The following is a 19,028-nucleotide window of genomic DNA, read 5'->3' as shown; positions in this document are numbered from 1 at the left end:
AGTCACACACAACCGTTCTGCTGCGGTGACGCACGCAGAGCAGAACCACAGCTCTCACGAAAAGGAGTGCCGAAATGGTCGACCGCAAGCTTAATGACGGCGACGTACAGAAGCTCCAGACGGAAGTCATCGACCGGTACGACAACATCCGGGGATCGCTGGCGAAGCTTCAGGGCACGATCGACATGATCGAGAAGGCCTGGACGGGTCAGGGCGCCAACGCGTTCAACGTCAAGCAGACGGAAATCAACGGCCACATGGTCGCGATCGGCAAGATGCTCGATGACTTCCTTGAGGGCATCCACATGAACAAGACCGACAAGCGCAACCTCGAAGACCAGATCGAGGCCGACCTCAAGCAGATCTCGGTAGATGACCTCGGCGGGAAGACGTCGGCGCTCAACAGCTACTGACGGGTCATCGGCGGTACCGAGGAACATCGTGGTCCGGGCTGCGCAGTCCGGCTGACATCTCAAGGAAACGAGGAAACATGTCCGGAGTCCACTACGACGATCTGGCCGTCACGTACGGCACCATGGACGCGCTCGCCACCGAGCTCGGCGACCAGGCCAAGAAGCTCGAAGAGGACCTCGAAGCGCTGAGGCAGGCCGTGCTCAACGTGTCCGCGGGCTGGGGCGGCGAGGCATTCCAGACGTTCCAGGGCAAGAGCGAGGAGTGGAACAAGCACGCGCGGGGCATCCACGCGGCGCTGGTCCAGATCTCGCAGAAGGTCCACACCGCCGGCGGCGACTACCGCGGCGGTGACCTGAAGGGCGCCAGCTACTTCCAGTAGGAACGCGCAGACACGAAGGCCAGGGTGGGCACGCACGGGAGGTGCCCACCCTGGCCTTTTCGTGTGCCCCGCCGCCTGCCCCTTCAGAGGGTTGACCGCGCCCGCGTTCTTGCCGACGTTCGTGAGGACTTGCTCCTGGGAGCCGTCGAACAAGGACGGACTCGTGAAGTGCCGTTCGAGGAGTGTGCTGGTGTAGATGCTCTCTCCGAGGATGTTCCCTGCTCTTCCGTCGGGATCGGTTGACACCGCGGAAAGAAACCTGACGACGTCCCGGACCTCCTCCAGGCCATCAGGGTCGTCACTGTTCGTCACGAGGATGGATGCAGGCATGTGGTGGCCCGTTGTTCCAACGGCGGCGTCTCACATCCCAGCAGCCGGCGAGAACGACCGCATGGCCATGCCCACCATGACCGCCGCCGCGGGAAGGCCACGACGCGGTGCGACGGACAGGTACGCCGAGGGAAGGACACGACCCGCTACGACGGACACGCACTCCGAGTCGGACGGCCCGCTCGCCGCCGGGTCCCGGAACCGCTTCGCCGGGAAGCGCCACAGCGCCCGCTGGCCGGCCGACCCGAGGCCGACCAGCACCAGCACCAGCGCCAACAGGAGCAGGAAAATCCCCATACCGGCCATCTGTACGTCCCCCCCTCCCCGCCCGGGCACGACAATCCGGTCGTGCCCGGTACGACGACTGGCCCGGCCGGCATGACGACTGGCTCGGCCGGTACGAGGACCGGCCGCCCGGTACGACGCCTCAGCTCGTCTCGTCCGGGACCAACCCCACCTGGACCAACGGCTTCCCCCGCCGTCGGGACACGAAGATTCCCCGACCCGCGGGCATCGGTCGCGGTCGTACTCCGCCGAGGAGGTCGCCCTCGCCCGGGTCGCCCGCCAACACCACGCCCTGTGCGCCGAGTTCCTTGATGCGCTGCATGAACGCCTCGTACGAGGCACGGCCCGCGCCCGCCGTGGAGCGGGCGACGATGAAGCGGACGCCGACGTCCCGGGCGAAGGGGAGCAGTTCCGTCAGTCCGGCGAGCGGGTTGCCGCTGGACGTGGCGACGAGGTCGTAGTCGTCGATGACGACGAACACCGTCGGTCCGCGCCACCAGCTGCGGTCCCGGAGTTGCTGTGCCGTGACGTCGGCCGTCGGCGACCGGCGTTTCATGAGGTCGGCGAGGGCGGACATGTGGTGGTCCATGGCGTTGGACATGGGGATGTACTCGGCCAGGTGCGAGGTGGGGGTCACGCCCAGCAGGGAACGCCGGTTGTCGACCACGAAGAACTTGCACTCGTCGCCCGCGTACCGCTGCGTGAGCTGTGTGATCAGCAGGCGCAGCAGGTTGGACTTGCCCGACTCGCTCTCGCCGAAGACGAGGAAGAAGGGGTCCTGCTCGAAGTCGAGGAACACCGGTTCGAGGTTGTTCTCGTCGAGCGCGAAGGCGACCCCGCGCTGCGGGAACCGGTCGCCCGAGGGCAGCTGCGCGGCCGGGAACTCGCGCGGCAGCAGCCGTACCTCGGGAGCGCCGGGCGCCTCCCAGTGGCGGGAGACCTCCGCGGACAGCGCCTGCGTGGCGTCGGCGAGGTCGGTGTCCGAGGCGAGACCGTCGATGCGCGGCACCGCCGCCATGAAGTGCAGCTTCTGCGGCGACAGGCCCCGGCCGGGCACGCCGGTCGGGACGTTCGCGGCGGCCTTGCGGTCCAGCTCGGAGTCCATCGTGTCGCCGAGCCGCAGCTCCAGGCGGTTCATCAGGTGGTCCTTGAGGGCGGCCCTGACCTCCATCGAGCGCGAGGCCGTCAGGACCAGGTGGATGCCGTAGCCGAGACCGCGGGCGGCGATCTCGTGGATCACCTGGTCGAGCGCCTCGTAGTCGGAGCGGAAGTTGCCCCAGCCGTCGATGACGAGGAAGACGTCGCCCCACGGCTGGTCGGTGACCGAGATCTCGCCCCTGGCCCGCCGGGCCCGGAACTCGGTGATCGACGGGATGCCCGCGGCGCGGAAGTACTCCTCGCGGCGGGTCAGTACGCCGTACACCTCGGCGACCGTGCGCCGCACCCGCTCGGGGTCCAGCCGTGAGGCCACTCCGCCGACGTGCGGCAGTCCGGCCAGCGAGGCCATGCCGCCGCCGCCGAAGTCGAGGCCGTAGAACTGGACCTCGTGCGGGGTGTGGGTGAGGGCGAACGCCGAGATCAGCGAGCGCAGCAGCGTCGACTTGCCGGACTGCGGGCCACCGAGGATCTGCATGTGGCCGGCGGCGCCGGAGAAGTCCACCCACAGGGCGTCACGGCGCTGCTCGAACGGCTTGTCCACCAGACCGACCGGGACGATCAGACGGCCCGCGCCCTCGTAGCCCGGCTGGGTGAGCCCGCGGCCCGGTACGGCCGTGAGGCCCGGCAGGAGCGCGTCGAGCGAGGGCGGGCTGTCCAGCGGCGGCAGCCACACCTGGTGGGCCGCCGGGCCCTGCGCCTCCAGCCGGCGCACGATGACGTCGAGGACGGTGTCGGCGAGGGCCTCGTCGACCTCGGGATCGTCCCCGGAGGGGCGCTGCTGGGGCACCGGCACGTACCGCACCGGCACCTCGGCCGCCGTGAACAGCACCGGCTGCCGGTCCAGCGGCAGCGGACCGCCGCCCAGCGACGCCCGCTGCGGGCCGGAACGGTAGACACCGGAGACGTAGGCCGCCTTGAACCGCAGCATCTCGTCCGTGCCGTACTTCAGGAAGCCGGAACCTGGCACGTTGGGCAGCGTGTACGCGTCGGGCACGCCCAGCGCCGCCCGCGACTCGGCGGCCGAGAAGGTGCGCAGACCGATGCGGTACGACAGGTACGTCTCCAGGCCGCGCAGCCTGCCCTCCTCCAGGCGCTGCGAGGCCAGCAGCAGGTGCACGCCGAGCGAGCGGCCGATGCGGCCGATCTGTACGAACATCTCGATGAAGTCCGGCTTGGCGGTCAGCAGTTCGCTGAACTCGTCGATCACCAGGACCAGGGAGGGAATCGGCTGGAGCGGGGCGCCGGCCGCGCGCGCCTTCTCGTAGTCGTGGATGTTGGCGTAGTTGCCCGCGTCGCGCAGCATCTCCTGGCGGCGGTTCAGCTCGCCGCGGATGGAGTCGCCCATGCGGTCGACCAGCGTCAGGTCGTCCGCCAGGTTGGTGATCACGGCGGCGACGTGCGGCATCTGTGCCATGCCCGCGAAGGTCGCGCCGCCCTTGAAGTCGGCGAGGACGAAGTTGAGGGTCTCCGAGGAGTGGGTGACGGCGAGACCCAGCACCAGGGTGCGCAGCAGTTCGGACTTGCCGGAACCGGTCGCTCCCACGCACAGGCCGTGCGGGCCCATGCCCTCCTGCGCCGCCTCCTTGAGGTCCAGCATCACCGGACGGCCGTCCTCACCGACGCCGATCGGCACGCGCAGCCGCTCGGCCATCGAACGCGGCCGCCAGGTGCGCATCGGGTCGACCGAGGCCGCATCGCCGAGGTTCAGCAGGTCGGTGAACTCCAGGTTGGCCAGCAGCGGTTCGTCGTCGTCCCCGCCGGAGGCCATCCGCAGCGGCGCCAACTGGCGGGCGAGAACTTCGGCGGACTCGTACGACAGCGCGTCGGGCGTCCCTTCGTAGACCGCCCCGTGCCCCGACTCCAGGTGCAGCACACCCGGCTCCACGACGATGGACAGCTCGCCGGCGGCCTCGGTCAGCTCGCCGGGGACGACCTCCAGGACCGTCACGCCCTGGAGCCCCTCGGGGTTGGCCAGGAACGAGTCGGGCGGCAGCGAGACGCCGTCGAGCACGAAGACGATGTGCGGCTCCTCCGCCAGCGGGGCCGCGTTCGGGTGGAACCGCGGACGGCCCGTGAGCCGCGAGGCGATCAAGTTCTCCAACTCGCGCGTGTCGCCGCCGATCAGCCTGCGGCTGCCCGCGCCGTCCACCGTGCCCGGCGCCTGCACGTGCGGCAGCCACTTGGCCCACTCCCAGTGCGGGAGTTCCTCCCGGCCCGCCGCGACCACGAGGATCAGGTCCTGGGGGGAGTGCAGCGCGGCCAGCGAACCCGTCATGGCGCGGGCGGAGGACCGTACCGACTGCGGATCGCCGCTGACCGTGACGTGGTAGAAGGCGCGCAGGGAGACCGCCATCGGCAGGGCGTCCAGCGTGCTGTGGACGGCGAGGAAGCGCTGCAGCGCGCCCGCCGTCAGCGGCTCCAACTGCTCGACGGGGCCGGTCTCGGGCGTGACGAGCGGGGTGGCCAGCGCCTGTGCGCCCAGGCCGATGCGGACCTGGGCGAAGTCCTCGTCGCCCGGCCGCCGTTCCCACACCCGGCTGCCCTCGGCGACCAGCGCCCACAGCTGCTCGGGGGAGGGGTGAAGGTAGTACTGCGCGTCGCGCTGCGCCTTCGCGGTGTCGACCGTCCTCAGCCGGGTCTGCGACAGGTAGCTCAGGTAGTCGCGGCGCAGGTCCGCCAACTGCCCCTGGTTCCCCCGGCGGAAGCGGACCACCATCGCGATGGACATGGCGATCGTCGAGGCGATCATGACCATGCCCATGATCCTCATGAACGGCTGACCGCTCGTGAAGAAGAAGACGACCGAGCCGCCCATGCCCAGCGTGGGCAGCAGTTGCATCAGCACGCTCTCCTGATGCCCCCGGGGCAACTCCGGCGGAGGCTGCACGGCGATCTCGCCCGTGGGCACCTCGGACGGCAGGGCCCGGGGAGGGCGCTTCACGACGATGTGGCTCACTGCTCACCAATTCCCTTGCCGGCCCCGGGAAAGTACCGTCCGCCACCCCGTGTCAGGCGGACGCAGGCCGCCGCGTGATCCTACTGACTTCTTGTGCGACGAGGGGGCGGTAGGGTGCCGGATGTTCGCGTGAGCACATGCGAGTCGGTCCGGGAAAGCCGGGACATTCCGTGAGATCCGGAACGGTTCGGCGCTCTCCGGCCGCCCGACGGCGGCCGTTTCGCCGCCCGGCCGGACCCACCGGCCCCACGCGCACGACAGCGTCCAGAAATCTTCACACCGCCGACGCGGAACCATCACTGAGGGGGAGCAGTCAGGTGAGCATCACGGCCTCCGCGGCAGCCACTGGAGGAGGGCAGGGACCGGGCGCGGCCTCCGGGGCGGGCCTCGGCTTCTGCCGGGTCACGATCGTCGCGCCCGACAGCCGCATCGACGTGGCGCTGCCCGACGACATCCCCGTCGTCGACATCTATCCGGAGATCCTCCGGCTCTCCCGGCAGAGCCCCGCCGAGGGAGCGCCGGTCGGCTACCACCTCGTACGCCGCGACGGCTCCGTCCTCGACGGCTCCCGCTCCTTCGCCGCGCAGCACATCCTCGACGGCGAACTCCTCACGCTGCGCCCCTTCTCCGAGTCGCTGCCGCCCGCCGTCTTCGACGACGTCTCCGAGGCCGTCGCCGCGGCCGTGACCCGCGAGCACGCCCTGTGGGGCGGCGACCTGACCCGCGCCGCCGGCCTCGTCGGGGGAGGCGTCCTGCCGGTCCTGCTCGCCTTCGTGGCCTGGACGGGCGACCCGCGCCACGACATGCACTCGCTGCCCGGCGTCCTCGCCGCCGTCGTCGGCGTCGTCCTGGTCACCCTCGCCTGCGTCCGCGCCCGCGTCTACGACGACCGGCCCTCGGCCATCGCCCTCGGGCTCGGCGCGCTGCCCAACGTCGGCGTGGCCGGCTCGGGGCTCCTCGAACTCGCCGACGGCCAGGGCATCGGCAAACTCCAGTTCCTCCTGGCCTGCGCGGCGGTACTGCTCGCCGCGGTCCTGCTGACCCTGTGCTCCCCGGGCGGGGACGGCCCGTTCGTCGCCTTCGTCGTGGCGTCCGGCGCCGGAGTCGCGGCCGTGTTCGCGGCGATCCTCGCGCACTGGACGCGGCCGAGACCGCCGCCCTGTGCGCCCCCGTCGCCGTGGGCGCCCTGGCCTTCCTGCCCGGCCTGTCCATGCGCTTCGCCCGGCTGCCGATCGGCTTCGACACCCCCGCCCCGCGCAGCGCGTACGGCGCCGACCCCGCCCCCCAGGAGCCGGTCGACGTCGAGCGGATCACCGCCCAGGCCCGCCGCGGCCACGAACTCCTCGTCGGACTGGTCGGCGGCTGCGCCCTGATCGCGGTCGGCGCCTGCGCCGTCCTCGGTTTCTCCGAGGACATCTGGGCCCAGCTCCTGGCCCTGGCCCTGGGCATCGCCCTGCTGATGCGCGCCCACCTCTTCCGCTACACCGCGCAGGTCGCCCCCGTCCTCGCGGCCGGTCTCGCCTCCCTCGTGCTGCTCGGCCTCGGCCTGGCGCTCAACCCGCCGCTCTCGGTGTTCCGCGACGCCCTCATGGGTGACCGCTCCGACCTGGACGTCCGGACGATCTGGCTGGTCGCGGCGATCGCGGCGGCCTCCGCGCTCGTCACCGCGATCGGTCTGATCGGCTCGCGCGGCGGCCTCACGCCGTTCTGGGGACGGTTCATGGAGATCGCCGAGGGCTTCGTCCTGCTCACCCTCGTGCCCCTGGCGCTGGCCGTCTTCGACGTCTACGCGGCCGCCCGGGCGATGACGAGCTGACCGGGGCCGGTTCTCGGTGGACGGAGACGGGTGACCAGGCCAACTCCAACCGGGTCGTCGGCTTCGACCTGGCCACCGGGAACACCACGAAGAAGTTCGAGTCCGGCCCAGGATCCCTGCTGTACCCGGTGCGGACGAGTGGCGGCCGGCTCCTCGCCGTACGCCTCAGCGACGACCACGTCGCGCCCAACGCGCTGGTCGCCCTGGACCCGGAGACCGGCAGGGAGACGCCGTACTTCTTCTTCGACCTGCCGGCCGAGGCGGAGCTGATGACGATGACGGAGTACGACGACGTCGTCGTCGAGAACGGCCGCCTCTTCTTCGGCGCCAAGAAGGCCGAGGGACCCGCCGCCGGGCAACCGAAGCGGACCCATCTGGTGCTCGGCGTCCAGAGCTCCGCGGCGAAGAAGTGAAGCCGGACGAGCCGCACGGAGCGACCACGCGCGCGTGGCGGCCGACGACGGCCGGCCCCCACACCGCTCACGCCACCGACTACTGCGCCGTCGGCCCGCCGTTGTGCGGTGCCGGCTCCAGGTCGAACTCGCCGTCCCGCGCACCGAGGACGAAGGCCCGCCACTCCGCCTCCGTGTAGCGCAGCACGGTGTCGGGGTCGAGCGACGACCGCATCGCCACGGCACCGGCGGGGAGATAGGCGATCTCCACCCGCTCCTCGTGCTCCTCGGTGCCGGGCGCGCTGTGCCACTCCACGCCGGAGATGTCGAGGGCGTACAGCTCGTCCCTCTCCCGCTCCTTGCGCGCCTTGATCTCCTCAGCCGTCTCCGCCATGTCGCAGCGACCCCTTCCCGACGTACGGACGAACAGCGTTCGTGTACGGACGAACAGCGTTCCTCCATGAACGAACGATCCGAGCGTTCACCCTAGTGGCCCCCCGGGCGCCGCCTCGGTGGTTCGCGGACCACGGCGAATCCGCCCGCCACCTCCTGGTACCCTGGGCGACGGCCGTTTGTGTACGCACCCCCGGATCGCCCTCAGGAGACCCTGATGGCCCTGGAGGCCGCGCCCATCGGATCCCCGCCTTCCGAGTAACGGAAGCTCCCCCGAGAATCAGACCGGGGGCACTCGGTGGCCAACCCAGACTACGAGGAGTACGCGTGTCGCTCGACGCCGCTACGAAGAAGCAGATCATCGGCGAGTTCGGTCAGAAGGAGGGCGACACCGGCTCCCCCGAGGTCCAGGTCGCCATGCTCTCCCGTCGGATCTCCGACCTGACCGAGCACCTCAAGACCCACAAGCACGACCACCACTCCCGTCGTGGTCTGCTCATCCTGGTCGGTCAGCGCCGCCGGCTGCTGCAGTACCTGGCCAAGAAGGACATCCAGCGCTTCCGCGCCCTGGTCGACCGCCTCGGCATCCGCCGCGGTGCGGCCGGCGCCAAGTAGCACGCATGAAGGGAGCGGTTCCCGTCACTGTCGGGGACCGCTCCCTTTGCCGTACGTACGCGAACGTGCGGAGTGTCACCCACGCTTTGTAGTGTGGTAGCAGAACGCAATACGCACGACACGGACGAGGAGAGGCGCACGTAGCCGCCGCCGGTCCTCGGTAGTGGCCCCCGGGGGGAAGTGAACCCGGGTGCTTCGATCGAAGACCGGCCCGCACCGCACGGAGCGCTTCTCCGCCACCGTCCCCCTGCCACACGGGCAGCCCAGGGGACGAAGACGAGGAGAAAACGCTAGTGGAGAACGAGACCCACTACGCCGAAGCCGTCATCGACAACGGCACTTTCGGCACCCGCACCATCCGCTTCGAGACGGGCCGTCTGGCCCGCCAGGCCGCCGGCTCGGCCGTGGCCTACCTGGACGACGACACCATGGTGCTGTCGGCCACCACCGCGTCCAAGAACCCCAAGGACCAGCTCGACTTCTTCCCCCTGACGGTGGACGTCGAGGAGCGGATGTACGCCGCCGGCAAGATCCCCGGCAGCTTCTTCCGCCGTGAGGGCCGTCCCTCCGAGGACGCCATCCTCACCTGCCGCCTGATCGACCGCCCGCTGCGCCCGTCCTTCAAGAAGGGCCTCCGCAACGAGATCCAGGTCGTCGCCACGATCATGGCGCTCAACCCCGACCACCTGTACGACGTCGTGGCGATCAACGCCGCGTCCGCGTCCACGCAGCTGGCCGGTCTGCCCTTCTCCGGCCCGGTCGGCGGCGTCCGCGTCGCGCTGATCCGCGGCCAGTGGGTCGCGTTCCCGACGCACACCGAGCTCGAGGACGCCGTCTTCGACATGGTCGTCGCCGGTCGCGTCCTCGAGGACGGCGACGTCGCGATCATGATGGTCGAGGCCGAGGCCACCGAGAAGACCATCAAGCTGATCGAGGGCGGCGCCGAGGCGCCGACCGAAGAGGTCGTCGCCTCCGGTCTGGACGCCGCGAAGCCCTTCATCAAGGTGCTCTGCAAGGCCCAGGCCGACCTCGCCGCCAAGGCCGCCAAGCCGACCGGCGAGTTCCCGATCTTCCTCGACTACCAGGACGACATCCTGGAGGCGCTGTCCGCCGCCGTCCGCCCGGAGCTGTCCTCCGCGCTGACGATCGCGGGCAAGCAGGACCGCGAGGCCGAGCTGGACCGCGTCAAGGCGCTCGCCGCCGAGAAGCTCCTGCCGGAGTTCGAGGGCCGCGAGAAGGAGATCTCCGCCGCGTACCGCTCGCTCACCAAGCAGCTGGTCCGTGAGCGCGTGATCAAGGAGAAGAAGCGCATCGACGGCCGCGGCGTCACGGACATCCGTACGCTCGCCGCCGAGGTCGAGGCCATCCCGCGCGTGCACGGCTCCGCGCTGTTCGAGCGTGGCGAGACCCAGATCCTGGGCGTCACCACCCTGAACATGCTCCGCATGGAGCAGCAGCTGGACACCCTCTCCCCGGTGACCCGCAAGCGCTACATGCACAACTACAACTTCCCGCCGTACTCCGTCGGCGAGACCGGCCGCGTCGGCTCCCCGAAGCGCCGCGAGATCGGCCACGGCGCACTCGCCGAGCGCGCCATCGTGCCGGTCCTGCCGACGCGCGAGGAGTTCCCCTACGCGATCCGTCAGGTGTCCGAGGCCCTCGGCTCCAACGGCTCGACGTCCATGGGCTCGGTCTGCGCCTCCACCATGTCGCTGCTGAACGCCGGTGTGCCCCTCAAGGCCCCCGTCGCCGGTATCGCCATGGGCCTGATCTCCCAGGAGATCAACGGCGAGACGCACTACGTCGCCCTCACCGACATCCTCGGTGCGGAGGACGCCTTCGGCGACATGGACTTCAAGGTCGCCGGCACCAAGGAGTTCGTCACCGCCCTCCAGCTCGACACCAAGCTGGACGGCATCCCCGCCTCCGTCCTGGCCGCCGCCCTCAAGCAGGCCCGTGACGCCCGCCTCCACATCCTCGACGTGATGATGGAAGCGATCGACACGCCGGACGAGATGTCCCCCAACGCCCCGCGGATCATCACCGTCAAGATCCCCGTGGACAAGATCGGCGAGGTCATCGGCCCCAAGGGCAAGATGATCAACCAGATCCAGGAGGACACCGGCGCCGACATCACGATCGAGGACGACGGCACGATCTACATCGGCGCCGTCGACGGCCCGTCCGCCGAGGCCGCCCGTGCCACGATCAACTCGATCGCCAACCCGACCATGCCGGAGGTCGGCGAGCGCTACCTGGGCACCGTCGTGAAGACGACGACCTTCGGTGCGTTCGTGTCGCTGCTCCCGGGCAAGGACGGTCTGCTGCACATCTCGCAGATCCGCAAGCTCGCCGGCGGCAAGCGCGTGGAGAACGTCGAGGACGTCCTCGCCGTGGGCTCCAAGGTCCAGGTCGAGATCGCCGAGATCGACTCCCGCGGCAAGCTCTCCCTGATCCCCGTGGTCGAGGGCGAAGCGGCCGAGGACGACAAGAAGGACGACGCCGAGCAGTGACGTCCCGTAGCCCCAAGGTGACGGCCCGCCCCTCTTCGGAGGCGCGGGCCGTCGCCCGTACCCAAACCCTCATCAAGGGCGAGAACGGCATCGGCACGGTCCGCAAGACCACCCTCCCGGGCGGCCTGCGCATCGTCACCGAGACGCTCCCCTCGGTCCGCTCCGCGACCTTCGGCATCTGGGCGCACGTCGGCTCCCGCGACGAGACCCCGGCGCTGAACGGCGCCACCCACTACCTGGAGCACCTGCTCTTCAAGGGCACCCGACGCAGGTCAGCGCTCGACATCTCCTCCGCCCTCGACGCGGTCGGCGGCGAGATGAACGCCTTCACGGCGAAGGAGTACACGTGCTACTACGCACGCGTGCTCGACGCCGACCTGCCGCTCGCCATCGACGTCGTCAGCGACATGCTGACCGGCTCCCTGATCCGCGAAGAGGACGTCGACGTCGAGCGCGGCGCGATCCTCGAGGAGATCGCGATGACGGAGGACGACCCCGGCGACTGCGTGCACGACCTGTTCGCGCACACCATGTTCGGCGACAACGCCCTCGGCCGCCCCGTCCTCGGCACGGTCGACACCGTCAACGCCCTCACCGCCGACCGCATCCGCCGCTTCTACAAGAAGCACTACGACCCCACCCACCTGGTCGTCGCCGCCGCGGGCAACATCGACCACAACAAGGTCGTACGCCAGGTCCGCGCCGCCTTCGAGAAGGCCGGCGCGCTCAAGGAACCGGACGCCACCCCCATCGCCCCGCGCGACGGCCGGCGCACCATCCGCACCGCGGGCCGCGTCGAACTGATCGGCCGCAAGACCGAACAGGCGCACGTCGTCCTCGGCATGCCCGGTCTGGCCCGCACCGACGAGCGCCGCTGGGCCCTCGGCGTGCTGAACACCGCGCTCGGCGGCGGCATGTCCTCCCGGCTGTTCCAGGAGGTTCGGGAGAAGCGCGGCCTGGCCTACAGCGTCTACTCGTACACCTCCGGCTTCGCCGACTGCGGACTGTTCGGCGTGTACGCCGGCTGCCGGCCCAGCCAGGTGCACGACGTGCTGAAGATCTGCCGCGACGAGCTCGACACCGTCGCCCAGGACGGCCTGTCCGACGAGGAGATCGGCCGCGCCATCGGCCAGCTCCGCGGTTCCACGGTCCTCGGCCTGGAGGACACCGGCGCGCTCATGAACCGCATCGGCAAGAGCGAACTGTGCTGGGGCGAGCAGATGTCGGTCGACGACATGCTGACCCGGATCGCGGCCGTGACCCCGGACGAGGTCCGCGAGGTGGCCCGCGACATCCTGGGGCAGCGCCCGTCGCTGTCGGTCATCGGCCCGCTCAAGGACAAGCAGGCGTCCCGTCTGAACGAGGCCGTCGCGTAACCCCTCCCGTAAGGAAGCAACAGATGAGCAAGCTGCGCGTGGCGGTCCTCGGCGCCAAGGGCCGCATCGGTGCCGAAGCGGTCCGGGCGGTCGAGGCCGCCGAGGACATGGAGCTGGTGGCCGCCCTCGGCCGGGGCGACAAGCTGGAGACGCTGGCCGAGACCGGCGCCCAGGTCGCGGTGGAACTGACCACCCCGGCCTCGGTGATGGACAACCTCGACTACTGCGTACGGCACGGCATCCACGCCGTCGTCGGCACCACCGGCTGGACGGAGGAGCGCCTCGCGCAGCTGACCGGCTGGCTGGAGAGCTCCCCGGAGACGGGCGTGCTCATCGCGCCGAACTTCTCCATCGGGGCCGTACTGACCATGAAGTTCGCGCAGATCGCGGCGCCGTACTTCGAGTCGGTCGAGGTCGTCGAGCTGCACCACCCCAACAAGGTGGACGCCCCCTCCGGCACCGCCACCCGCACCGCGCAGCTCATCGCAGAGGCCCGCCGCGCCGCCGGCTCCGCCCCGGCCCCGGACGCCACGGCGACCGCCCTGGACGCGCCCGCGGCGCGAACGTCGACGGCGTGCCCGTGCACGCCATCCGCCTGCGCGGCCTGCTGGCCCACCAGGAGGTCCTGCTGGGCGGCGAGGGCGAGACCCTGACCGTCCGCCACGACTCCCTGCATCACAGCAGCTTCATGCCGGGCATCCTGCTGGGCGCCCGGCGTGTGGTGACGACTCCGGGCCTCACGTTCGGCCTGGAACACTTCCTGGACCTGAACTGAGCCCCTGACAGCCATGCGCGCAAAGCTCTCCTACGCCCTCACGGCCGCCGTCCTGGTCTTCTACTTCGTGCTGGCCGGCAGCCGGGGCGTCATGCTCATCCGGTCCGGCACGCTCCTCACCGTCACCTTCGGCGTGGCGGTGTTGATCCTGCCGGTCATCGGCGTCTGGTTCCTGTGGAAGAACACCCAGTTCGTCCGCAGGGCCAACCAGCTCGCCGCCGAACTCGACGCCGAGGGAGGCCTCCCCGTCGACGAGCTGAAGCGCATGCCCAGCGGACGCGTCGACCGTGCCTCGGCCGACGAGGTCTTCGCCCGGCGCAAGGCCGAGACGGAAGCCGCTCCCGACGACTGGCGCACCTGGTTCCGCCTCGCTGTCGCCTACCACGACGCCCGGGACACCCCACGCGCCCGCAAGGCGATGCAACGCGCCATCAGCCTGCACGGCGCCGCACGGCACCCCGCTTCGTCCTGAGGCTGTACGTGAGGGGGCCCGGTCCGCGTGGTGCGGACCGGGCCCCCTCACGTAGGCGCGGCCTCAGGGCCGACGGTACTCGTCGGCCCACGCCTCCACGGAGTCCGCGGCCCGGTCGAACGCCTCCGGCCGCGCCAGGAAGTCGGCCCCGTGCGTGGTCAGCAGCGACAGAGGACCCTCCGAGGCCCGGTCCCGCCGTACGACGGTGAGCGCCTGGCCCTGCACGGTCCGCGGCAGCCCCATCCAGCGCACCGGCTGCTGTGCGGTCCGTACCGCCACGACCCGGTTCCAGGTCACCGTCCGCGTGACGAAGAAGTTCACCTGCCGCACGCCGCGCGAGCTGACCCACACCCCCATCCGCAGCAGCCGCAGTGCGGCGGCGATCACCAGCAGGGAGACGGCGAAGATGACACCGGCCTCGGAAACCGAGCCGGTCAACGCGATGACCACCGCCGCGAACAGGACGTACGACGCGAGCAGCAGGCACAGCGCGGCCGCCGCGACCCGCCACGGGCCGGGCCGGTACGGCCGCCGCCAGTGCTCACGGTCGTCGAAGGGCAGCGCGACGTCGTCCGCGGCCTCGAACGGGCGGTCGGCCGTCAGGAAGGGCAGGGGCACGGCTGGTCCTCACTCGTCCATGCGTGGGCTGTGCCGGTGAGGCTATCCGTCTGTGTCCCCGCTCACCACCTTCGGGGGTCCGGACGGGGGTCAGCGGTCCTGGGAGGCCTGTGACTGCTGGGTCTGGGCGGAGTGATCCAGGGACAGCGCCGGCATGCCGATGACCAGCGCACCCACCAGCGCGGCCACGATGGTGAGCCCCAGGAGCCAGCGCCCGGCCATCTCCCGGAAGGAGGGCCGCTCGGGGGGCGGGGGAGCCACATTGCTACGGAACCTGTCGGCCTCGGCGAGGAAGGCGAAGGGTACGGGTTCGCGCCGGCGGAACATGGTGGGTACGTCCTCCTGGGAGACAGCTGTCGGTGCGACGTCGTCCGTCACACGTCGTCAGTGGTGCGTGGTCAGTGATACAGACGAGCGAGTGCCCGAAAACGTGCCCCATATCGGCAGACGTCCCGCACGAATCTCGCGGCGCCCGGGAACTCCCGGCTCGGCCGCCCCCGTAAAGTTGGCGCCGCTCCGAAGACGCGATGGAAGGACCCCTGAACCGTGACCCCCACCCCCGACGACGAGTCCAAGATCGAACTCCGGAGCGACGTCACCGTCGAACTGGTCAAGCACACCGCGTCCGACGCGGACGTGCTGTTCGCGGCCCGCGTCTCGACCGCCGGCGAACAGTCCCTGGACGAGCTGAGGAAGGACCCCGAGCGCTCGAAGGGTCTGATCAACTACCTGATGCGGGACCGCCACGGCAGCCCCTTCGAGCACAACTCGATGACCTTCTTCATCAGCGCCCCGATCTTCGTCTTCCGCGAGTTCATGCGGCACCGCGCGGGCTGGTCGTACAACGAGGAGTCGGGCCGGTACCGGGAGCTCCAGCCGGTCTTCTACGTCCCGGGCAGCTCCCGCAAGCTGGTCCAGCAGGGCCGCCCCGGCAAGTACGTCTTCGTGGAGGGCAGCCAGGACCAGCAGGAACTGGTCGGCCGCACCATGGAGGACTCCTACCGCCAGGCCTATTCGGCCTATCAGGAGATGCTCGCCGCCGGCGTCGCCCGCGAGGTCGCCCGGGCGGTCCTCCCGGTCGGCCTGTTCTCCTCGATGTACGCCACCTGCAACGCGCGATCCCTGATGCACTTCCTCGGCCTGCGCACCCAGCACGAACTGGCCAAGGTCCCGTCCTTCCCGCAGCGGGAGATCGAGATGGTCGGCGAGAAGATGGAGTCCGAGTGGGCGCAGCTCATGCCCCTCACCTACGCGGCCTTCAACGCCAACGGCAGGGTCGCCCCCTAGCGGAGACGTATGTACGGATCATCCGTGCGAAGTGTCCGTATTGCGGCATTTAGAGAAGTTCATCTAGCCTGATCAAACGGACCCGGCACTGCTTGAACCCCCGAGCAGGCAGTGCCGGGCTCCGCATTTGTCACCACTTGTCGCCTGCCCCGAGGGCAGACCCCACCCCGAGCAACGAGTAGCGTGTCACCCATGGCTCCGACCTCCACTCCGCAGACCCCCTTCGGGCGGGTCCTCACCGCCATGGTCACGCCCTTCACGGCGGACGGCGCACTCGACCTCGACGGCGCACAGCGGCTCGCCACCCACCTGGTGGACGCAGGCAACGACGGCCTGATCGTCAACGGCACCACGGGGGAGTCGCCCACCACCAGTGACGCGGAGAAATCGGACCTCGTACGGGCCGTCCTGGAGGCCGTCGGAGACCGGGCCCACGTGGTGGCCGGAGTCGGCACGAACGACACCCACCACAGCATCGAGCTGGCGCGTGCGGCGCAGCAGACCGGCGCACACGGCGCGCTCGTCGTCACGCCGTACTACAACAAGCCCCCGCAGGAGGGGCTGTACCGGCACTTCACAGCCATCGCCGACGCCACCGAGCTGCCCGTCATGCTCTACGACATCCCCGGCCGCAGCGGTGTCCCCATCAGCACCGAGACGCTCGTCCGCCTGGCCGAGCACCCGCGGATCGTCGCCAACAAGGACGCCAAGGGCGACCTCGGCCGTGCGAGCTGGGCCATCGCCCGCTCCGGCCTGGCCTGGTACTCCGGCGACGACATGCTGAACCTGCCGCTGCTCTCCGTGGGTGCCGTCGGCTTCGTCTCCGTCGTCGGCCATGTCGTCACCCCGGACCTGCGCGCCCTCGTGGAGGCGTTCACCTCCGGCGACGTCCAGAAGGCCGCGGAGATCCACCAGAAGCTGCTCCCGGTCTACACGGGCATGTTCCGCACCCAGGGCGTCATGACCACCAAGGCCGCACTGACCCTCCAGGGCCTCCCCGCGGGCCCGCTGCGGCCGCCGATGGTGCAGCTCACCGCGGAGGAGATCGCCCAGCTCAAGATCGATCTTGCCGCCGGCGGGGTACAGCTCTGACACCAGACTTCACAACTGAATACGGCAGGCCACCGGTGCCTGCGCACATCCACAACTGCTTCTGCACGAACGTCACGCGCGCCACGTGCCCGACCGGTACGTGGCGCGCGTGTTTGAGGAGAGTCTTTTGAGTCATCCGCACCCTGAACTGGGCCCGCCCCCGCCGCTCTCCGAGGGAAGCCTGAGGGTCACCCCGCTCGGCGGCCTCGGCGAGATCGGCCGCAACATGACCGTCTTCGAGTACGGCGGTCGCCTGCTGATCGTCGACTGCGGGGTGCTCTTCCCCGAGGAGGAGCAGCCGGGCATCGACCTGATCCTGCCGGACTTCACGTCCATCCGGGACCGGCTCGACGACATCGAGGGCATCGTCCTCACCCATGGCCACGAGGACCACATCGGCGGCGTCCCCTACCTCCTGCGGGAGAAGCCGGACATCCCGCTGATCGGCTCGAAGCTGACCCTCGCTCTCATCGAGGCCAAGCTCCAGGAGCACCGCATCCGTCCGTACACCCTCGAGGTGGCGGAGGGGCACCGTGAGCGCATCGGGTCGTTCGACTGCGAGTTCGTCGCGGTCAACCACTCCATCCCGGACGCTCTCGCGGTCGCCATCCGCACTCCGGCCGGCATGGTGGTCCACACGGGCGACTTCAAGATGGACCAGCTTCCGCTGGACAACCGCCTCACGGACCTGCACGCGTTCGCCCGGCTCAGCGAGGAGGGCATCGACCTCCTCCTCTCCGACTCGACGAACGCCGAGGTCCCGGGGTTCGTCCCGCCCGAGCGGGAAATCTCCAACGTCCTGCGCACGGTCTTCGCCAACGCCGACAAGCGGATCATCGTGGCGAGCTTCGCCAGCCACGTCCACCGCATCCAGCAGATCCTGGACGCGGCCCACGAGTACGGCCGCAGGGTCGCCTTCGTCGGCCGCTCGATGGTCCGCAACATGGGGATCGCCCGCGATCTGGGCTATCTCAAGGTCCCGCCGGGACTGGTGGTGGACGTCCGCAGCCTCGACGACCTCCCGGACCACGAGGTGGTCCTGGTCTGCACGGGCTCGCAGGGCGAACCGATGGCCGCCCTGTCCCGCATGGCCAACCGAGACCACCAGATCCGCATCGTCGACGGCGACACCGTGATTCTGGCGTCGTCGCTCATCCCCGGTAACGAGAACGCGGTCTACCGCGTGATCAACGGCCTGACCCGCTGGGGTGCGAACGTCGTCCACAAGGGCAACGCCAAGGTGCACGTCTCGGGCCACGCGTCCGCGGGCGAGCTTCTGTACTTCTACAACATCTGCCGGCCGAAGAACCTGATGCCGGTCCACGGCGAATGGCGCCACCTGCGCGCCAACGCCGAGCTGGGCGCCCTGACCGGCGTCCCGCACGACCGCATCGTCATCGCCGAGGACGGCGTCGTCGTCGACCTCGTCGAGGGCAAGGCCAAGATCACCGGCAAGGTCCAGGCGGGTTACGTGTACGTCGACGGCCTGTCGGTCGGCGATGTGGGCGAGCCGGCGCTGAAGGACCGGAAGATCCTCGGCGACGAGGGCATCATCTCGGTCTTCCTGGTCGTCGACTCGTCGACCGGCAAGATCACCGCCGGTCCGCACATCCAGGCCCGCGGCTCGGGTATCGACGACTCCGCCTTCGGAGCCGTGGTCCCCAAGATCACCGAGGTCCTGGAACGCTCGGCCCAGGACGGGGTCGTCGAGCCCCACCAGTTGCAGCAACTCATCCGCCGCACACTGGGCAAGTGGGTCTCCGACACCTATCGACGCAGGCCGATGATCCTCCCGGTCGTCGTGGAGGTCTGACCGACTGACGACGTCTCACAGGCGTCAACCTGGAGCGGGGCCCCTCGATTTGCATCGGGGCGCCCCGCTCCAGTACGTTTACGGCTCCGCCTGAACGGGAACCACACGACGCCTGGTGCGTCGGACCGGTGACCGGGAGGGGCCGGAAAATCCGACTCAGAACTTCTGATAAAGTCGGAACCGCCGGAAAGGGAAACCGCGAAAGAAAAGCGGGAACCTGGAAAGCGCCGAGGAAATCGGATCGGGAAACGGTCTGATAGAGTCGGAAACGCAAGACCGAAGGGAAGCGCCCGGAGGAAAGCCTGAGAGAGTCTCTCGGGTGAGTACAAAGGAAGCGTCCGTTC

15 protein-coding genes and 2 pseudogenes are annotated in these 19,028 nt (G+C 69.8%); 12 read left to right on the top strand and 5 right to left on the bottom strand.

Annotation, left to right across the window (positions count from 1 at the left end):
- Positions 1-74 precede the first annotated feature (74 nt).
- Together BM536_RS09445 and BM536_RS09440 are read left to right on the top strand one after the other, a co-directional pair.
- Positions 75-413: a WXG100 family type VII secretion target gene (locus BM536_RS09445; RefSeq protein WP_073494890.1), complete on the top strand. Its 339-nt coding sequence runs from the start codon at positions 75-77 to the stop codon at positions 411-413.
- A gap of 77 nt (positions 414-490) precedes the next feature.
- A complete protein-coding gene (locus tag BM536_RS09440) occupies positions 491-793 on the top strand; it encodes a WXG100 family type VII secretion target (RefSeq protein WP_073494892.1) in 303 nt (100 codons plus the stop codon).
- A gap of 360 nt (positions 794-1,153) precedes the next feature.
- Here BM536_RS09440 and BM536_RS09435 read toward each other — a convergent pair whose 3' ends face one another.
- On the bottom strand, positions 1,154-1,420 hold the full coding sequence (locus tag BM536_RS09435; protein WP_143650867.1) for a hypothetical protein: 267 nt from the start codon (positions 1,418-1,420) through the stop codon (positions 1,154-1,156).
- A gap of 130 nt (positions 1,421-1,550) precedes the next feature.
- Positions 1,551-5,522, bottom strand: coding sequence for a type VII secretion protein EccCa (eccCa, locus tag BM536_RS09430; RefSeq protein ID WP_073494896.1), 3,972 nt, complete (start codon positions 5,520-5,522; stop codon positions 1,551-1,553).
- Between the two features lie 317 nt (positions 5,523-5,839).
- On the opposite strand from eccCa, the pseudogene eccD reads away from it, so the two are divergent.
- Positions 5,840-7,338: pseudogene (eccD, locus tag BM536_RS09425) on the top strand (type VII secretion integral membrane protein EccD).
- Between the two features lie 128 nt (positions 7,339-7,466).
- Positions 7,467-7,751: a hypothetical protein gene (locus BM536_RS09420; RefSeq protein WP_073494898.1), complete on the top strand. Its 285-nt coding sequence runs from the start codon at positions 7,467-7,469 to the stop codon at positions 7,749-7,751.
- 79 nt (positions 7,752-7,830) lie between these two features.
- Here the strand turns inward: BM536_RS09420 and BM536_RS09415 are convergent, their stop codons facing one another.
- A complete protein-coding gene (locus BM536_RS09415; protein WP_073494899.1) occupies positions 7,831-8,124 on the bottom strand; it encodes a DUF397 domain-containing protein in 294 nt (97 codons plus the stop codon).
- Positions 8,125-8,450: 326 nt separating this feature from the next.
- Between BM536_RS09415 and rpsO the strand changes: the two genes are divergently transcribed.
- The 5 genes and pseudogenes from rpsO to BM536_RS09390 all read left to right on the top strand — a co-directional run bounded on the left by rpsO (position 8,451) and on the right by BM536_RS09390 (position 13,874).
- Positions 8,451-8,738 (top strand): 30S ribosomal protein S15, encoded by a 288-nt coding sequence (rpsO, locus tag BM536_RS09410; RefSeq protein ID WP_073494901.1) that lies wholly within the window; start codon positions 8,451-8,453, stop codon positions 8,736-8,738.
- 293 nt (positions 8,739-9,031) lie between these two features.
- The gene (locus tag BM536_RS09405; RefSeq protein ID WP_073494903.1) at positions 9,032-11,251 is read left to right on the top strand and encodes a polyribonucleotide nucleotidyltransferase; all 2,220 of its coding nucleotides are present in this window, start codon (positions 9,032-9,034) and stop codon (positions 11,249-11,251) included.
- Positions 11,248-12,627: a M16 family metallopeptidase gene (locus BM536_RS09400; RefSeq protein WP_073494905.1), complete on the top strand. Its 1,380-nt coding sequence runs from the start codon at positions 11,248-11,250 to the stop codon at positions 12,625-12,627. Before BM536_RS09405 ends, BM536_RS09400 begins: the two co-directional genes overlap by 4 nt.
- A gap of 23 nt (positions 12,628-12,650) precedes the next feature.
- Positions 12,651-13,402: pseudogene (gene dapB / locus BM536_RS09395) on the top strand (4-hydroxy-tetrahydrodipicolinate reductase).
- A 13-nt stretch (positions 13,403-13,415) separates the two neighbouring features.
- Positions 13,416-13,874, top strand: coding sequence for a tetratricopeptide repeat protein (locus BM536_RS09390; RefSeq protein ID WP_073494907.1), 459 nt, complete (start codon positions 13,416-13,418; stop codon positions 13,872-13,874).
- Between the two features lie 63 nt (positions 13,875-13,937).
- Here the strand turns inward: BM536_RS09390 and BM536_RS09385 are convergent, their stop codons facing one another.
- Together BM536_RS09385 and BM536_RS09380 are read right to left on the bottom strand one after the other, a co-directional pair.
- Positions 13,938-14,492: a hypothetical protein gene (locus tag BM536_RS09385; protein WP_073494909.1), complete on the bottom strand. Its 555-nt coding sequence runs from the start codon at positions 14,490-14,492 to the stop codon at positions 13,938-13,940.
- Between the two features lie 90 nt (positions 14,493-14,582).
- Positions 14,583-14,819: a hypothetical protein gene (locus BM536_RS09380; protein ID WP_073494919.1), complete on the bottom strand. Its 237-nt coding sequence runs from the start codon at positions 14,817-14,819 to the stop codon at positions 14,583-14,585.
- A gap of 219 nt (positions 14,820-15,038) precedes the next feature.
- Here BM536_RS09380 and thyX point away from each other — a divergent pair, with 219 nt between their 5' ends.
- The 3 genes from thyX (at position 15,039) to BM536_RS09365 (ending at position 18,684) form a co-directional block, all read left to right on the top strand.
- Entirely contained in the window at positions 15,039-15,779 is a 741-nt protein-coding gene (gene thyX / locus BM536_RS09375; protein WP_073494911.1) for an FAD-dependent thymidylate synthase, read from the top strand.
- 192 nt (positions 15,780-15,971) lie between these two features.
- Positions 15,972-16,871 carry a 4-hydroxy-tetrahydrodipicolinate synthase gene (dapA, locus tag BM536_RS09370; RefSeq protein WP_073494913.1) on the top strand — a complete coding sequence of 300 codons (900 nt, stop codon included), beginning with the start codon at positions 15,972-15,974 and terminating at the stop codon, positions 16,869-16,871.
- A 127-nt stretch (positions 16,872-16,998) separates the two neighbouring features.
- Positions 16,999-18,684, top strand: coding sequence for a ribonuclease J (locus tag BM536_RS09365; protein ID WP_073494915.1), 1,686 nt, complete (start codon positions 16,999-17,001; stop codon positions 18,682-18,684).
- Positions 18,685-19,028: the final 344 nt, after the last annotated feature.

The sequence above is a fragment of the Streptomyces phaeoluteigriseus genome (assembly GCF_001896135.2).
GTDB classification, from domain to species: domain Bacteria; phylum Actinomycetota; class Actinomycetes; order Streptomycetales; family Streptomycetaceae; genus Streptomyces; species Streptomyces phaeoluteigriseus.
Note: the sequence above shows the minus strand (reverse complement) of the source record. Positions and strands in the feature narration are given on the sequence as shown.